The sequence below is a fragment of the Pseudomonas sp. L-22-4S-12 genome (genome assembly GCF_009799935.1).
Lineage (GTDB): Bacteria > Pseudomonadota > Gammaproteobacteria > Pseudomonadales > Pseudomonadaceae > Aquipseudomonas.
The window spans coordinates 90562-105392 of sequence record NZ_WELL01000006.1 but is presented as its reverse complement, the minus strand read 5'-3'; the positions used below and the strand labels follow the sequence as shown (position 1 = coordinate 105392).

General features: G+C 68.5%; 17 protein-coding genes. All 17 read right to left on the bottom strand.

Annotation, left to right across the window (positions count from 1 at the left end; all coding sequences use genetic code 11):
• Positions 1 to 87: 87 nt before the first annotated feature.
• Complete coding sequence (locus F3I16_RS15305; protein ID WP_160494428.1) at positions 88 to 1668, bottom strand: hypothetical protein; 1581 nt, start codon at positions 1666 to 1668, stop codon at positions 88 to 90.
• 121 nt (positions 1669 to 1789) lie between these two features.
• Positions 1790 to 2728 (bottom strand): OmpA family protein, encoded by a 939-nt coding sequence (locus F3I16_RS15300; protein WP_160494427.1) that lies wholly within the window; start codon positions 2726 to 2728, stop codon positions 1790 to 1792.
• The gene (gene motA, locus F3I16_RS15295; protein ID WP_160494426.1) at positions 2725 to 3597 is read right to left on the bottom strand and encodes a flagellar motor stator protein MotA; all 873 of its coding nucleotides are present in this window, start codon (positions 3595 to 3597) and stop codon (positions 2725 to 2727) included. The genes F3I16_RS15300 and motA overlap by 4 nt, the downstream gene beginning before the upstream one ends.
• Positions 3598 to 3599: 2 nt before the next feature.
• Positions 3600 to 4331 (bottom strand): FliA/WhiG family RNA polymerase sigma factor, encoded by a 732-nt coding sequence (locus tag F3I16_RS15290; protein ID WP_160494425.1) that lies wholly within the window; start codon positions 4329 to 4331, stop codon positions 3600 to 3602.
• Positions 4332 to 4342: 11 nt separating this feature from the next.
• Positions 4343 to 4831, bottom strand: coding sequence for a flagellar basal body-associated protein FliL (gene fliL / locus F3I16_RS15285; RefSeq protein WP_160494614.1), 489 nt, complete (start codon positions 4829 to 4831; stop codon positions 4343 to 4345).
• A 62-nt stretch (positions 4832 to 4893) separates the two neighbouring features.
• Entirely contained in the window at positions 4894 to 5994 is a 1101-nt protein-coding gene (locus F3I16_RS15280) for a flagellar hook-length control protein FliK (protein ID WP_160494424.1), read from the bottom strand.
• 3 nt (positions 5995 to 5997) lie between these two features.
• Positions 5998 to 6303 (bottom strand): hypothetical protein, encoded by a 306-nt coding sequence (locus F3I16_RS15275; protein ID WP_160494423.1) that lies wholly within the window; start codon positions 6301 to 6303, stop codon positions 5998 to 6000.
• A complete protein-coding gene (fliS, locus tag F3I16_RS15270; RefSeq protein ID WP_160494422.1) occupies positions 6287 to 6685 on the bottom strand; it encodes a flagellar export chaperone FliS in 399 nt (132 codons plus the stop codon). Before fliS ends, F3I16_RS15275 begins: the two co-directional genes overlap by 17 nt.
• Positions 6682 to 8019 (bottom strand): flagellar filament capping protein FliD, encoded by a 1338-nt coding sequence (gene fliD, locus F3I16_RS15265; RefSeq protein WP_160494421.1) that lies wholly within the window; start codon positions 8017 to 8019, stop codon positions 6682 to 6684. Before fliD ends, fliS begins: the two co-directional genes overlap by 4 nt.
• Positions 8020 to 8412: 393 nt before the next feature.
• A complete protein-coding gene (flgN, locus tag F3I16_RS15260) occupies positions 8413 to 8859 on the bottom strand; it encodes a flagellar export chaperone FlgN (protein WP_160494420.1) in 447 nt (148 codons plus the stop codon).
• Entirely contained in the window at positions 8856 to 9140 is a 285-nt protein-coding gene (gene flgM, locus F3I16_RS15255) for a flagellar biosynthesis anti-sigma factor FlgM (RefSeq protein WP_160494419.1), read from the bottom strand. Before flgM ends, flgN begins: the two co-directional genes overlap by 4 nt.
• A gap of 125 nt (positions 9141 to 9265) precedes the next feature.
• On the bottom strand, positions 9266 to 9691 hold the full coding sequence (locus F3I16_RS15250) for a flagellar FliJ family protein (RefSeq protein ID WP_160494418.1): 426 nt from the start codon (positions 9689 to 9691) through the stop codon (positions 9266 to 9268).
• Positions 9688 to 11010: a flagellar protein export ATPase FliI gene (gene fliI, locus F3I16_RS15245; RefSeq protein ID WP_160494417.1), complete on the bottom strand. Its 1323-nt coding sequence runs from the start codon at positions 11008 to 11010 to the stop codon at positions 9688 to 9690. The genes F3I16_RS15250 and fliI overlap by 4 nt, the downstream gene beginning before the upstream one ends.
• A 4-nt stretch (positions 11011 to 11014) precedes the next feature.
• On the bottom strand, positions 11015 to 11710 hold the full coding sequence (gene fliH, locus F3I16_RS15240) for a flagellar assembly protein FliH (RefSeq protein WP_160494416.1): 696 nt from the start codon (positions 11708 to 11710) through the stop codon (positions 11015 to 11017).
• A gap of 8 nt (positions 11711 to 11718) precedes the next feature.
• Positions 11719 to 12783, bottom strand: a complete 1065-nt coding sequence (locus F3I16_RS15235; protein ID WP_160494415.1) for a FliG C-terminal domain-containing protein — start codon at positions 12781 to 12783, stop codon at positions 11719 to 11721.
• Positions 12755 to 14455 (bottom strand): flagellar basal-body MS-ring/collar protein FliF, encoded by a 1701-nt coding sequence (gene fliF, locus F3I16_RS15230; RefSeq protein ID WP_160494414.1) that lies wholly within the window; start codon positions 14453 to 14455, stop codon positions 12755 to 12757. Before fliF ends, F3I16_RS15235 begins: the two co-directional genes overlap by 29 nt.
• A gap of 19 nt (positions 14456 to 14474) precedes the next feature.
• Complete coding sequence (locus F3I16_RS15225) at positions 14475 to 14810, bottom strand: flagellar hook-basal body complex protein FliE (protein ID WP_160494413.1); 336 nt, start codon at positions 14808 to 14810, stop codon at positions 14475 to 14477.
• Positions 14811 to 14831 lie beyond the last annotated feature (21 nt).

Sequence of the window (14831 nt, the reverse complement as noted above, 5' to 3'; positions counted from 1 at the left end):
AGACGCAAGGCACCCGCCGGGCGCCGCCATCGGAACACCAGACCAACCTCGGACGTCGCAGCGACGAACCGTGCGCCGCCGGCATGGCTACAGCGGGTACTGCAGCGGCTCAACCTGGACCTGCCGGGCGCAAGCGAGCTCCGCGCGCAGCATGTTGGCCTCCTCCCTGGCATCGCGCAGCTTGACCTCCAGCAGGGCGATGTTGTGCTTGGACTCAGCCAGCACCCCCTTCGCATCGCTAATCAGCGCCGAGGACTTGCGCTCGCGCTCGCTGGCCTGTGCCAGCGTCCGGCCCAGCTCGAGCAGACGCCGATCCTTGGCGACCGCCTGCTCGGTCAGCGTAGCGCTGTGCTGACGCAGCGCCTCGACCTCGACCCCGGCTTGCGCCAGGCGCTGACCGAGATCGCCCCGACTGGCATCAGCCACGGCCAGCGCATCGCGCTGCTCGCGCAGTTCCTGCTGCAGCTCTTGCAGTGCCTCGGCAGTGCACGCCTGCTGCTGGTCGAGCTGCTGCCGGGCCTGCTCGGCAGCACGCTCGGCCTGCGCCGCACGGGCCTCCAGCCCGACCTGGGCGCTGCGGGCAGCGTCCAGCTGCTCGTGCAGCTCGCCCGCCTCCTGCCGGGAGGCAGCCAGGGCAGCCTCGGCGGCCTGCTGCTGGGCGCTGTGCTCGCTGCTATCCTGCAGCACCTGACGCAGCTGCTCAGCGTCATGCTCGGCCGCTGCCAGGCGCACGCCCAGCTCTTCGAGTTCCCGAACGCCCTTCTCCAGCCGCGTCTGCAGGGCGGCGTTGTCCACCAGCGACTGGGCGTGCACGCGTTTCTCGGCCTCGAGCAGGCCGTGCGCCGCCTGCAGATCCGCCTGCGCGCCCAGCGCAGCCTGCCCGGCTTCGTCCAGATCCACCTGCAACTGCTGCACAGCCTGCTCGGTCTCGGCCAGGCTGCGCGCCAGCGCCTCGCCCTCGCCCCGGGCTGAACTCAAGGCGTCGCGCAGCTGCCGCGCCTCCTCCTCGGCCGCCTGCTGCCGGCTGCTGGCTTGTTGCGCCTGCAGCTGGTGCGCCTGGCGCAGCTGCTCGGCGTCCTGCGCGGCCGCCTCCAGGCGCGCAGCCAGTTCCTCACGTTCCCGGGAGCCCAGCTCCACCCGCGCCTCGAGGTCGGCGTTGTCCGCCAACACCTGGGCGTGAGCCTGCTGCTCGACCGCCAAACGCTCCCGAGCCTCGGCCAGATCCGCCTGCGCCTGCAGCGCCAGCTGTTGCGCCTCGGCCAGGGCCGCCGCACTGGCCTGCTGTTGTGCGCCCAGCGCCTCGAGCTCGCGGGCGCTCTTTTCCAGACGGGTCTCGAGGGCGGCATTCTCGACCAGGGCCTGGCCATGGGCACGCTGCTCGGCCTCGAACTGGCTGTGTGCCGCGGCCAGCTCCGCCTGCAAGCCGAGCGCAGCCTGCTTGGCTTCGGCCAGCTCGCGGGCCAGGTCAGCGCACTCGGCTTCGGCCAGCTCCAGCTCCAGCCGGTGCTCGAAATGCAGGTCGCCGATGGCGCGATCGACCAGATCCTCGAGCTGGCTGTGCAGGGCCAGGGTGCTGTCGCTGAGTACCTGATCGATGCGCGACGCCAGGGCAGCGGATGCCTGCGCGGCGCTGCTCGCCTGTGCCTGGGGGGAGAGAAAGGAGGTCATCGTGGCTGCAGTCCCGGGGAAAAGTGGCGTGGAGCGGGCCCCGTCGTAGCGCTCCACAGTTTCATCGTTGCACCGAACCGTGCACGAGCCGCCTGCTCGGGCGAAGGGCCGGGGACTGGCCTTACAAGGGCTTGTCCGCCTCCTTGGCGAAGTTCGCACCGCTCTGGCTGACCTGGACCTGGGCATAGCTGTCACCGAACAGCTGGCGGTACAGCTGCTCGGCCTGCTGCGTCAGCAACAACACCTCGACCCGGCGGTTGACGCCATCCTCCGGCGCCTCCGGGCGCAGCGGCATGCGCTCGGCATGGGCGGTGACCTGCAGCACCGCGTCGCTCGACATGCCGGCCTCGACCAGGGCATTGCGCGCACTGAGGGCGCGATCGCCGGAGAGGTTCCAGTTGTCGTAAGCGCGACCGCCGCGGTAGGGCGTGGCATCGGTATGGCCACTGATGATCAGCTTGTTCTCGACCTTGTCCAGCACCTGCGCCAGGCCGAACATGAGCTGGCGGAAATGGGGAGTCAGGCGCGTGCTGCCGCGCTCGAACATGAAGCGCTGCTGGTCATCGCGCAACAGGATGCGCAGGCCCTGGGGCACCACCTCGACGGCAATGTTGGCCTCGGCCTGCAACTGGCTGGCCACCGTCTGCATCAGCTCGGCCAGCGCCTGCAGCTCGGCCGGGGTGCCATACAGCTTGCGTGGCGCCTCGCCGCCCGGCTGCTCGCTGGCCGGGTCCTGCGGGCTCATGGCGGCGTTGTCCTGGGTCTCGACCTTGCTCACCTGCACCGGAATGCCGTCGAGATCCAGCGGCGAGCGGCTCTTGCCGTCGAACACCCCGGCGCCGCCGTCGACCAGCGGGTTGTTGTACATGTCGGCGGTCGACGGCGTCTCTTCCTTGCTCTGCGGCTGGACGATCCACAGCACCATGAACAGCGCCATCATGGCCATGGTGAAGTCGGCAAAGGCCACCTTCCAGGCACCACCGTGTTCTTCGTCGTGACCACGCCGGGAACGACGCTTGATGATGATTTCCGGGTGAGCCTTGTCGCCGCGCTTCTTCATGCCGCTTCCCTTTGCTCCTCGAACTGGTTGACCCAGATTTCCAGCTGCTTGAACGCCGGCTTGACGTCCTGCTCGATCAGCTTGCGCCCGGCGTCCACCGCCAGCAGCGTCGGCTTGCCGGCCACGTGGGCGACCAGGGTGGTACGCACGCATTCCAGGGCCGACAGCTCGGTCTTGACCCGCTGGCTCATGGCGTTGGACAGCGGCTCCATCAGGCAGTAGCAGCAGAAGATGCCGAGGAAGGTGCCGACCAGGGCGGCGGCCACGTGGGCGCCCACCTCGGCCACCGAGCCGCCGATATTGCCCATGGTGATGACGATGCCGAGGATCGCCGCGAGGATGCCGAAACCGGGCATGGCCTCGCCGACCTTGTGCAGCGAGCGCGCCGGCTGCAGCAGGGCATGCTCCATGGCTTCCAGTTCCTGTTCGAGGAAGCCTTCCAGCTCGTGGGCGCTGATCTTGCCCATGGCCATCAGGCGGAAGTTGTCGGCGATGAAGAACATCAGGTTGTCTTCCTTGAGGATCAGCGGGTACTTGCTGAACAGCTCGCTCTGCTCCGGTTCCTCGATGTGCTCGTCGAGGGCCTTGAGGCCGCCCTCCTCGACGGTTTCCAGCAGCTCGTACAGCAGCATCAGCAACTGGCGCTGGAACTCCTCGCCGCGGCGCTTGTAGACGAACACGCCCTTGATCTGCACGCACATCTCCAGCAGCACTTCCTTGGGGTTGCCGACCACCAGGCTGCCCAGGCCGGCGCCGAGGATGATGATGACTTCGGCCGGCTGCCAGAGCATGGCCAGTTCGCCGTGGGCCATGACGTAGCCACCCAGCACGCAGCCGACGATGATCAGCGCTCCCAGTACCTTCAACACGATTAACGTTCCTCTTTCAGGAAGCGACAGGCCTTGGCCAGCGCCTGCTTGCTCAGTTGACAGACACGCGCGTCGCTCACCTCGAGCACCAGCGCAATTTCTTTCAGGCTCAGTTCATGCTGGTAATACAGCGTCAGCACCAGGCGCTCGCGCTCGTCCAGGCGCTCCAGGGCCTGGGCCAGCAGGCGCTCGCTGAGTACCCGTTCTTCGACCACCGCCGCGCCGTCGGCGAAGCTCTCGACGCCGACCTGGAGCAGCTCGTCGAGGCTTTCGATGGCCTCCGAGGATTCCGCCCACAGGTAGTCCTGGTAGGCCTCGGCATCCAGCCCGGCGTGCTGGCGAATTTCCTCCTCGCGTGGCATGCGTCCGAGCTGGCGCGCCAGGCCGCGGATCGCATCGCGCACCTTGTGCACCTGCTGGCGCACCTGGCGCGGGCGCCAGTCCTGGCGGCGCAGTTCGTCGAGGATGGCGCCGCGGATACGCAGCGCGGCAAAGCGGCCGAACTGCTCGTCGGGCTCGCCATAGCGGCGCAGGCATTCGAGCAGGCCCATCAGGCCGATCTGCTCCATGTCTTCGCGATCCATCACCTGGCTGGCCTGCAATGCCAGCTGGCGGACGATGCGCTTGACCAGCGGCAGGTATTGCAGCAGCCACTTGCGCTCGGCAGCCGCATCCAGCCCCTGGGTTTCAGCAGGAGAGCCGTAATCGTGGTCGAGGGCGGCCAGGGCAGTCATGGGCACGGGTCCTACTGCACAATCATCTTGCTGATCAGCACATGCTCGAACGGCACCAGCAGGTTGCGCGCGGCGAAATCCTGCAGGATCGCCGCCTCCAGCGCCGTCTGCAGCTGGGGAATGGCCTGGCCGCGCAGTTCCTGGAACTTCAGGCTGGTCAAGTGGGCCACGGCCGAATTACGCACCATCGGGTCGATCTGCTCGAGCTTCTTCTTCTCGGTTTCCAGGCCGGCCTGCAGCACCAGGTCGAACACGATGTAGTGCTCGCGGCCGTCGCCGGCCAGGCTGACGATGACCTTGTCCACCGGGTGGAACTGGTACTCGACCTTCTCCGCCTCGGCTTCCTCGGTCGCCTCGCTCGCGGCGCCCGCCGCCTCGTTCGGCGCGGCCTGGGCCATCTGCTGCACGCTCTGGTAGAGGGTGAAGGTGAACCCGATGCCGCCGACGGCCAGCAGGGTGTTGAGGATCAGCATGATCAGGATGATGCGCGGCATCGCCATGTCGGGGTTACGCTCCACTTCGCTAAGACTTCAAGGCTGCCGGCGTGATTGCCGGCAGCGGCTCATACACTGACCAGAACATCGCTGCGCCTGCGCTGCGCGCCCGTCCCGGTGTCTTCCGCCTCTTCGCCGGAGGCACGCGGTGCCTGCTCGGCCGGCAGGTGGGCGGCCTGGCGGGCATGCCGCTGGCCGGACTGGCTGTCGGCACCAACCTGCACATCGACCTGGACGAAATGCTGGCCGATCAGGTCCTGGCGCAGGCGTTCGCTGGTCTGCTGCAGCAGGCGCGCCACGTCGCCCTGAGCCGCACTGATGTGCACCTGCAGGCGCCCACCCTCCTGGTTCAGGCGGATCTCCAGGCTGCCCAGCTCGGCCGGGTCGAGGCGAATGGTGGCCTGTTGCTTGTTCTGCCTGAGCTGCAGCTCGACGCTGTCGCGCAGGGCGTTGAGCATCTGCTCGCCCCACTTGGCTTGCGGCCCCTGCAGTTGCAGGCGCTGCTCCAGCACCGCCGGACGCGCCAGCGGGCCGCTCGGCTCGCCGCGCAGAGTCGCCTCCGCTGCCGGGCGAGACGCACTGCTTTCGCCGGCCGGCACCTCCGGCAGCGGCACCTGGGCGGCGGACTCCGCGCCTGGCTCGCTCACAACCTGCTGGCGGCTGGCGCCATCCGGCACGGCGGGCATGGCCAGCGGCCGCGGCGCCGACAGTTGCTCGCCACCCTCGCCGGCACTCGCCGGCACGGCGGCAGCGGCAGCGGCAGGCGTGTCCGGGGCAGTGGCCGGCGGCCGTTGCCCGCCGAGCAGCGGCATGGCCGCGGCCAGCGCCGCCTGGACCGGCTGGCCCGGCAGCGACGCCGCCAGGGCCTGTTCGGCACGCGCCTGCACCTGGGTATCGCGCTGCAGCAGCAGGCTGCCGAGCAGGGCCTCGACCTCGCCGACCGGGATTGCGGCCGCGGCTTCGTCCGCCGGCGCCGATACTGGCGCGGCCGCAACGGGCAACCCGACCAAGGCGGCATCGAGCGCCGGCTCGGGCAACGGCTCAGGGGCAACCAGCGCCGGCAGCACGAAGCCCGCATCGCCCGGCGCCGCCGCGTCATCCACGGCGCGGCGCGGCTCGTCGGGGCCGGGGGCGGCGGCCGCAGCGGGGTTGGTCATCAGTTGCAGCATGCTTCAGCGGCTCTCTTGCCAGTCGTTGACTTGCCGGTAGGCGGCACTGCCTTCGGCGTATTGCAGGTGCGCCAGCAGCAGCTTGCGCAGGCGTTCACATTCGTTCGCACAAGCGCGCAGGGCCTCGCCATGCAGGCGCTTGAGGCCCTGCCGGGCCGCGTTCAGCTCGGCGCTGGGCGGCACCCCGTCGAGCCGCTGCAGGGCCGCGCGGATGGCGCCGTCGATGACACCGAAGGCGGCCCAGTCGCGGCCCTGCAGCGCACGCGCCAGGCGCTCGTGCAGGGCCTGCAGCTCAGCCGCGCTTGGCATTGACCGCGTCCCAGCCTTCGCGCAGGGTGCCGAGCAGCTTCTCGACCTCGTCCAGGCCCTCCAGCGAGAGGGTCACGCTGACGTCGGACAGGCGATAGATGCAGTAGTCGTAGAGGCGCGCCAGCTCGTGCACCAGCTCGCCGCCATTGTCGTAATCCAGGGCGCTGCTCAAGCCATTGAGGATGTTCAGGCACTTCTCCAGCGAGCGGCCCTTGTGCTCGTAGCGCTTGGCCTGGATATGGCCGCGGGCGCGGGCCAGCTCGTCGAGCAGGCCGTCGAACAGCACCAGCACCAGCTGGTACGGCGAGGCCGCGGCGGCGCGCGCCTCGAGGTCGACCGAGCGGTAGCTGTCGTAGGTTTCATTCAGGTGGTAGGTGCTCATCCGAACATCCCCTGGGTCTGTTCCATGGACGACATGACCTCCATCAGGTTGGTGTACTGGCGCAGGTAGCGGGTGTAGTGCAGCTCGTACTGGCGATCGAGCGCCTCGTACTGGTCCTTGACCCGGCCGATCTGGGCATTGATGAAGTCCTTGCGGTTCTTCATCACGCCGTTGACGCTGCCGGTGTAGATCGCCACGTTCTTGTCGATGCTGTCGATCAGGTTGCCCTTCTCGCTGAACAGCTTGTCCAGCCCGGCCGGGTCGGCCGCCAGGGCCTTGGCGAAGCGCTCGGCATTCAGGGTGAGCTTGCCGTTGCGGTCGGCGGCGACGCCGAAGTCGATCAGGCTCTTGCCACCGAAGGCGGTACGCACCACCTGGTTGAGCATGCTCTCGACCGAGCGGATGCTGGAATCGCCAGCCAGGCTGCCGCGTTCGCTGTCCTTGCCGCCGCTGGCGGTCAGGCTGTCGAAAGTCGACATCAGGCTGTTGAAGGCGTCGATGAAGCTCTTCATCTTCGCCTCGGTGGCGCTCTTGTCCTGGCCAACAGTCAGGCTCAGCGGCGCCTCGCCGGCCACATGGGCCTTGGTGAAGGTCAGGCTGACGCCGTCGATCATGTTGCTGAAGGTGTTGCTGGCATTGGTCAGCTGCATGCCGGTTTCGCCGCCGAGCATGACGATGGCGTCCTGCGCCTTGCTCAGTTCCTGCGGGGTCTTGCCAAGGAAGCTGCCCGGCACACCATCGGTACTGACGCTGATCTGGTTGGCTGCCCCGCTACTGTTGCTGCTCAGCAGCAGCGAAACGCTGGCCGTGCCGGTGACGGGATCGGTGCTGCGCACCAGGCTGGCGGTCAACCCCGAGTTGTCCGGCGCCGCATTGATCGCGGCAGCCAGCTCGTCGAGACTGCGCACGCCATTGCCATCCTTGTCGACCGTGGCCAGGTCGATGGCGAAACTCTTGCCGTTCTGGCTAAAGCCCAGGCTGCCCGAAGCGGGCACATCCCCATCGGCGATCCCCGGCACGGCCAACTGCTGGGCGCTGGCCAGCTGCTTGACGAAGAACTGATAGTTGCCCGGCGTGGCGCTGGCCGAAACGGTCGCACTGGCATAGCCGGTCTGGCTGAAGGTTGCCGAATTGACCAGCATGCTGCTGCCGCCCGAACGCAGGCCGGTGACGGCCGTGCGGAAGGACTTCAGCGCGCTGTCCAGCGTGCCTACCGCCGTGAGCTGGCTCTGGTAGGTCTTCTCGCTGGTTTGCGCACGGGTCCAGGCAGCCTGCACCTGATAGTTGGCCAGCTGGCTGGCCATGTTCTTTGCGTATTCGGAATCGATCGCCATGGTTCGGTACCTTCCTTTAAGGGTGGTTTAGCAAGACTGGTGCCAAGGCCTGAAAGCCCGTACCACAAGGGTTTCAGGCTGATTCAGAGTGAAGAACCCCTTCCCCTTGGCGCAGCACGCGACAAAAGCGGAAAGCCGCCTTCCGTCCACGATGGGCCAATCCGTTCTCTATAAGGGCGACAGGGCCAGGCGAGGACTTAAGGCGCGGCGAAGGCACGATCTCCCGCAGGGTGCTCCGTGCGCGCCAGGGGCAATCCATGGGCTTGCGGTGCGCACGGCGCACCCTACGCAGGGGCGTTCAGGTACAGACCGGACGACCCAAGCCCTTATTGGTCGCAGCAGGGAGGCGTTGAAATCTGCGCTGACCACCGCGGCAGCATAGGGGTGCAGCGCTTAGTAGGCGTGGCTCGGCGGGGCGTAGAGCTGGTTGCGCGTCGACTCACCGAGCAGCTGCTCGATGATCTCGTGGTGCATGGCCAGCAGCTGGCCATTGCGCTCGTTGTGCTCGGCGCAACGGGCGGCGGCCGCCCGCAGGGCCTGCCAGCCACTGTCGAGCAGTTGCCGCGGGGCGGCGCTGAAGTGCTGCAGCAGGCTGCTCATCGCCGCCGCCCCTGCACCCAGGCCGAGGGCCGCCAGCGCCTTGCTGCGCCGCTGCGCACGCACGCGCACCTGCGCGCAAAACGACTCGATGCGCTCATTGAGCCGGGCGATCAGCGGGTTGTCGCGAGCCAGCAAGGCCTGGTGCAACTCGGGGAGCAGAAGCTCCAGCTGCCGATAATCTAGCAGGTCGTCCTGAACATCCTGAGCCAGGATGGTCAGCAGGCGCGCGCGTTGGGTCACGCGTCGCTACCGCGGTGGTAGCTCAGCATGCTCTGCGCCAGGCTGGCGCTGTCCAGCTTGATCTCGCCACCCGCCAGGGCCGCCTTGAGTTCGGCCACCTTGGCGAAGTCCACCACCGGCAGGCTGTCGAGCACGGCCTGCAGTTTTTCCAGGGGCAGGCCCTCGGCCAGCGGCTGCGCCGAGCGCGCTTCACCCGCCGGCTGCGCCTGCAGCTGGCGCGGCGCGGCCTGGGTCTCGGCTGGCGCGGTATAGATCGATTGTTGAGTACGGCCGATTTCCATGGGAATCACCATTACAAGGGGGCTTGTCAGGGATAAGCGACCATCCGCCCCGCGAACTTAAATTGTTTTTTCGCCGGCCCGGATGCGGCGCCGCGCCCGCTTCTCAAGCCGGCCCGCGGCACAGGTCAGGCACCCTGCGCCCGCCACCAGGCCTGCGCGGCCAGGCCGTCCTGGATCTTCTGCTCCTGCTGGGCCAGCTGAGCCTGCCACTCGGCCAGCTTGCCGTCGAGAAACTGGCTGACGATCTTCTCGCTGCGCATGGCCGCCAGCAACTCGCCCTGGATGCGCGCCAGGGTCTGCTCGGCCAGGCCCAGCTCCTTGCGCTGCAGCTCGACCATCTTGTGCAGGGTGACCTTGTAGCGCTGCTGGTTGTCGCGCTGCAGGCTGGTACTGAGCGGCACCTCGAAGCCGAGCAGGCGCGACAGGCCGATGATGTTGTTGCGGTAGCGCTGGCAGAGGTTCTGCTGGTAGTTGACCCGGCCGAGCATCTGCTGCACCTGGCTGCCGCGCAGGCTGGCCAGGCGGCCGAGGACATCGAGTTGCTGTTTCATACCTTCATCAGCCCCTGCAGCTGGGTCACGCACTCGCCCAGGTCGGCGCCCTCGCCCACCTCCTGGCGCAGGAAGCGCTCCAGACGCGGCGCCAGTTGCACCGCGCGGTCGGTCTTGGCATCCATGCCCGGGGTGTAGCCACCGAGCGGGATCAGTTCCTTGATCTTCTCGTAGGTGCTGTAGAACTCCTTGAACAGGCGCGCCGCCGTGCGCTGCTCGGCACTGCTGACCTGGCTCATGCAGCGGCTCACCGAGGCGGCGATGTCGATCGCCGGGTAATGGCCGACATCGGCCAGGCGCCGCGACAGCACGATGTGGCCGTCGAGAATCGCCCGCGCGCAGTCGACGATCGGGTCCTGGTGGTCGTCGCCCTCGGCCAGCACGGTGTAGATGGCGCTCAGGCTGCCCCGCTCGCTCTCGCCGTTGCCGGCACTCTCCACCAGTTCCGGCAGCAGGCCGAACACCGAGGGCGGGTAGCCCTTGGTCGCCGGCGGCTCGCCCAGGGCCAGGGCGATCTCGCGCTGGGCCATGGCGTAGCGGGTCAGCGAATCGACCAGCAGCAGCACGTCGTGGCCCTGGTCGCGAAAATAGGCGGCGATGCTGTGGCACAGCTCGGTGGCCTTGAGCCGCATCAGCGGCGACTCGTTGGCCGGCGCCACCACCACCACGGCCTTGCGCAGGCCCTCCTCGCCGAGGGAATGGAGGAGGAACTCCTGCACTTCGCGGCCGCGCTCGCCGATCAGGCCGACCACCACCACATCGGCCTTGGTCTGCCGGGTGATCATGCCCAGCAGCACGCTCTTGCCCACCCCGCTGCCGGCGAACAGGCCCACGCGCTGGCCCTTGCCCAGGGTCAGCAGGGCGTTGATCGCGCGCACCCCGACATCCAGCGATTCCTCGACCGGGCGGCGCTTGAGCGGATTGACCAGCGGCAGCTCGGTCGGCAGGGTATCGCGGCCGTCCAGCTTGCCGAACTCGTCCAGCGCCTCGCCCAGGCCGTTGACCACCCGCCCCAGCCAGGACTCGTCGATGCGCAGCGGCGCCTCGTCGTTGGCCGGGAACACCCGCGAGCCGGCGGTCAGGCCGACCGGCTTCTTGAACGGCATCAGGTAGGTGATGTCGCGGTCGAAGCCGACCACCTGGGCCTCCAGCAGGCTGCCGTCGGCCTGTTCGATATGGCAGCGCTGGCCGGTCATGCGCCGGCAGCCGAGGCTTTCCAGGAGCAGGCCGGAAACCCGCACCAGGCGCCCGCTGACCTTGGCCAGCTTGACGCTGTCGAGCGAGCGCAGCGCCTCGTCGAGCTGGAATGAGGCGACCATGGGCTCAGTCCTGGGGCAGTTTGAGGTGATCGGCCAGGGCATCCATGCACGAGTCCAGGCGCTGCTGGCAGCCGATGTCGGCCTCGGCCTGGGCCGTCACCACCCGGCACTCGCCCAGGCCCAGGCGCTCGTCCGGCAGCAGCCGCCACTGCGCGGCGCGCTCCGGCGCCAGGTCGCGCAGGCGCTGGTACTCCTCCGGGTTGAGCAGCACCTGCACCTCGCCGACCTCGCCCGGCATGCTGGCCAGGGCCTCCTCGGCCAGGGCCAGCAGCTGGGTGGGGTTGAGAGTCAGCTCGCAGCGGATCACCTGCTTGGCCACCTTGCTCACCAGTTCGAGCAGTTCCTGGCGGCGCTTGCCTTCCAGCTCGGCGCGGAAGCGGCGCAGCTCGTCGAGCACACCGTCCAGCGGCTGACTGACCCGCTCGAAGACCTCGCGGCCCTGCTGGCGGCCTTCCTCGCGGCCCAGGCGCAGGCCCTCCTCGCGGCCTTCGGCGAAGCCGTCCTCGCGCCCGGCGGCCCGGCCCTGCTGCAGGCCTTCCTGGTAGCCCTTGTCCATGCCCTGCTGGAAGCCGTCGGCGATGGCCCGCTGGCGGCTGGCCGGATCGCCGTCCCAGGCCTCGCCCCGCGGTTCGCGGCAGCGCGGCGGAAAGCGGTACGGGCGCCAGTTGCGTTCGCCACCCTTGATGATCCTGTTATCCATGCGCGCCCTCACTCCACCGTCTGTTCACGGAACAACTGCAGCTGGATATCGCCCTGGGCCGCCAGGTCGCGGACCACGGCCATGATGTCCTTGCGCACCTGTTCGATGCGGCTGATCGGCACCGGCCCCTGACGGCGCTTGATGGCGTCCATCTGCTGCGCCTGGCGCTTGGGCATGGCGCCCTGGACGGCCTTGACCAGCGCCGGCTCGGCGCCCTTGAGCGCCACCACCCACTCTTCCAGCGGGATGGCCTCGAGCAGCGCCTCGAGCACTTCGTTGCTCTGCTTGGAGAGGATGAAGAAGTCGTACATCTCCTCCTCGATCTTGCCGACCAGGTCCTCGTCGTGGGCGCGCAGCAGCTCGAACATCTGGTCGCGGTTGCCCTTGAAGCGGTTCATGATGTCCGCCGCCTGCTTGACCCCGCGCACCTGGGCGCCCTGGGTGGAGAGCACGGCCAGGCTGCGCTCGATCAGCTCGCCCAGCTCGGCGATCACCTCGCCATTGACCTCGCTGAGGTTGGCGATGCGGTACAGCAGTTCGTCCTGGTGTTCGCGCGGGATGCACTCCAGCACCTGGCTGGCCATCGCCGGCGGCAGGAAGGCGAGGAACACCGCCTGCATCTGCAGGTGTTCCTTGGCCAGCAGCGCGGCGAACTGGCGCGGGTCGATCCACTCCAGCTTGGCCATCTGCGCGCGGATTTCCTCGCCGTAGATGCTGTCCAGCAGGTTGCGGGTGATCTCGCTGCCCAGCGCCCTGCTCAGCATCCCCGACAGGTAGGTGCGCGAGGCGCCCTTGATGCTGCTCTGCTCCTTGTAGTCGTCGAAGAAGCGGCCGATCACGTCGGAGACCATCGGCAGCTTGACGTTGGACAGGCGCGCCATGGCCTGGCTGATGCCGATGATCTCCTCGCGCGAGAAGTGCCGCAGCACCCCGGCGGAGACCTCGTTGCCCATGCTCAGCATGAGGATCGCGGCCTGTTCCATGGAGCCCAGCGAACGCAGGTGGCTACGCACCTGCAGGCTCTGGCCGGCGGCGCTCTGCGCCTCAGGCGCTGGGGTTGGCTGCTCTTTCATTTCGTCCGATCCATTGCTTGATCACTTCGGAGACGCGCTCGGGGTCGTTGCGCGCCAGCATCTGCAGGTGTTCGATCTGGTGTTCCAGGCCGGAGCCGGGGGCCGGCAGGCGGATTTCCGAGAGCGGGTTGAGCTCGCTGAACAGGCCCATCACCCGCGATTCCTCGGCCACCCGGGCGAGCAGGCGCTCGTCATGGGCCTGGCGCTCCAGCTGGGCCGTCGCGGCCGGGTCTGCCGGGGGCAGCAGTTCGGCCTGCGGGCCGCGGGTCAGGTTGCGCACCGCCGGGCGGATCACCAGCAGCAACAGCAGCAGGCAGATCAGGCCGAACACGCCGATGCGCACCAGGTCGTGCACCTTGCTGTTTTCCCACCAGGGCAGCGGCGGCAGATCCAGCGGCGCCTCGACCACGAAGGGGAACACGCTCAGGCTCAGCACATCGCCGCGCTTGTCGTTGAAGCCGGCCGCGCTCTTGATCGAGCGCTCCAGCTCGGCCCGCGCCGCCGGCGTCCAGCCGCCCTCAGGCGCGGCCGCCTCGTTGAGCACCACCGAGATGCTCTGCTGGCGCAGGCTGTAGGGCGCGTGCTTGACGTGGGTGACGCTCTGGTCGTAGTCGAGCTGGCGGTTGGATTCCTTGCGCAGCGAGGTGGCCGCCTTGTTCTGCGGCGCCAGCGGGTCGTTCGGCGCGGCCTGGGCCTGGGCCGGGTCGGCGGCCTGCGCCGGGTCCTGCGGCTGGGGCGGCGGCCGATTGCTCAGCGAGCCCGGCACGCCCAGGGCCAGCTCGTCGAGGGTGCTCTCGTCGCGCAGCACCTCGTTGCGCACCCGCGGGTCGTCGCCGTAGGTCTGCAGGGTTTCCTCGCGCTGGCTGAAGTCGAAGTCGGCGGCCACGCTGATGCGGTAGTTGCCATTGCCCAGCACCGGCGCCAGAACCTGCTCGATGCCGGCCTCGATCTTCTGCCGGTAGTCATCGACCACCTGGCCGTTCTGCACCACGCCTTCCCAGCCGTGCAGCGAACGCGACAGCTGGGAGCCGTTCTGGTCGACCACGCTGACCTGCTCGGCGGCCAGTTGCGGCACGCTGCCGGCAACCAGGCTGACGATGGCGCCGATCTGCTCCGGGCTGAGCTTGGCGCCGGGCGCCAGCTGCACCATCACCGAGGCCTTGCCCGGGCTGCGCTGGCTGACCACGAAGGAGCGGCTCTCCTCCAGGGCCAGGTGCACGCGGGCCTGCTGGATGCCCTTCATGGCCATGATGGTGCGGGCCAGCTCGCCTTCCAGGCTGCGCTTGAGGCGCACGTCCTGGACGAACTGGCTGGCGCCCAGCGGCTCGTCCTTGTCGAACAGCTCGTAGCCGCTGGGTACCGCCACCTTGACGCCCTTGGCCGCCAGCAGCAGGCGCGCGCGGCTGAGCTGCTGCTCGGCCACCAGCACCTGACCGCTGTCCGGATGCAGGCTGTAGGGGATGGCCTCGGCGTCCAGCACCTGCATCACCTCGGCCGCCGGAAAGCTCTCGCCGCTGCCGTACAGCGGGCGCAGGGCGCCCTGGTCGCGCCACAGGTAATAGACCACGCCGGCCGCCAGCACGGCCGCCAGCAGCGCCAGGCCGATCAGGGTCAGGCGCGGTCCGGTCAGCCCTTCAGGCAGCGGAATTTTATTGCGGATAGCTTGCAGCACGGCTCAGTTCCCGTCGGCGTCAGATGGGCATACGCATGATGTCGTCGAAGGCGCTGGACAGCTTGTTGCGCACCTGCAGCAAGGCAGAGAACGACACGCTGGCCTTCTGGCTCTCGACCATGGCGCCGACCAGGTCGTCGCTCTGCCCGCTGTCGACCGCGGCCATCGCCTGCGCGGCCTGGTGCTGCTGGGCGTCGACGGCGCGCAGGCTGTCGGCGAAGCTCTGCAGCACGCCGGCCTGGCCCGGCTCGTCGAGCTGCATGGCCGGCTTGATCGCGGCGCCGCTGGCGGACAGCTCGCGGTGCAGTTCCATGCGGCCCAGCAGTTCCTGCTGGATTTGGCTGATTGAGTTCATTGGCGGGTCTCCAGACCTGTG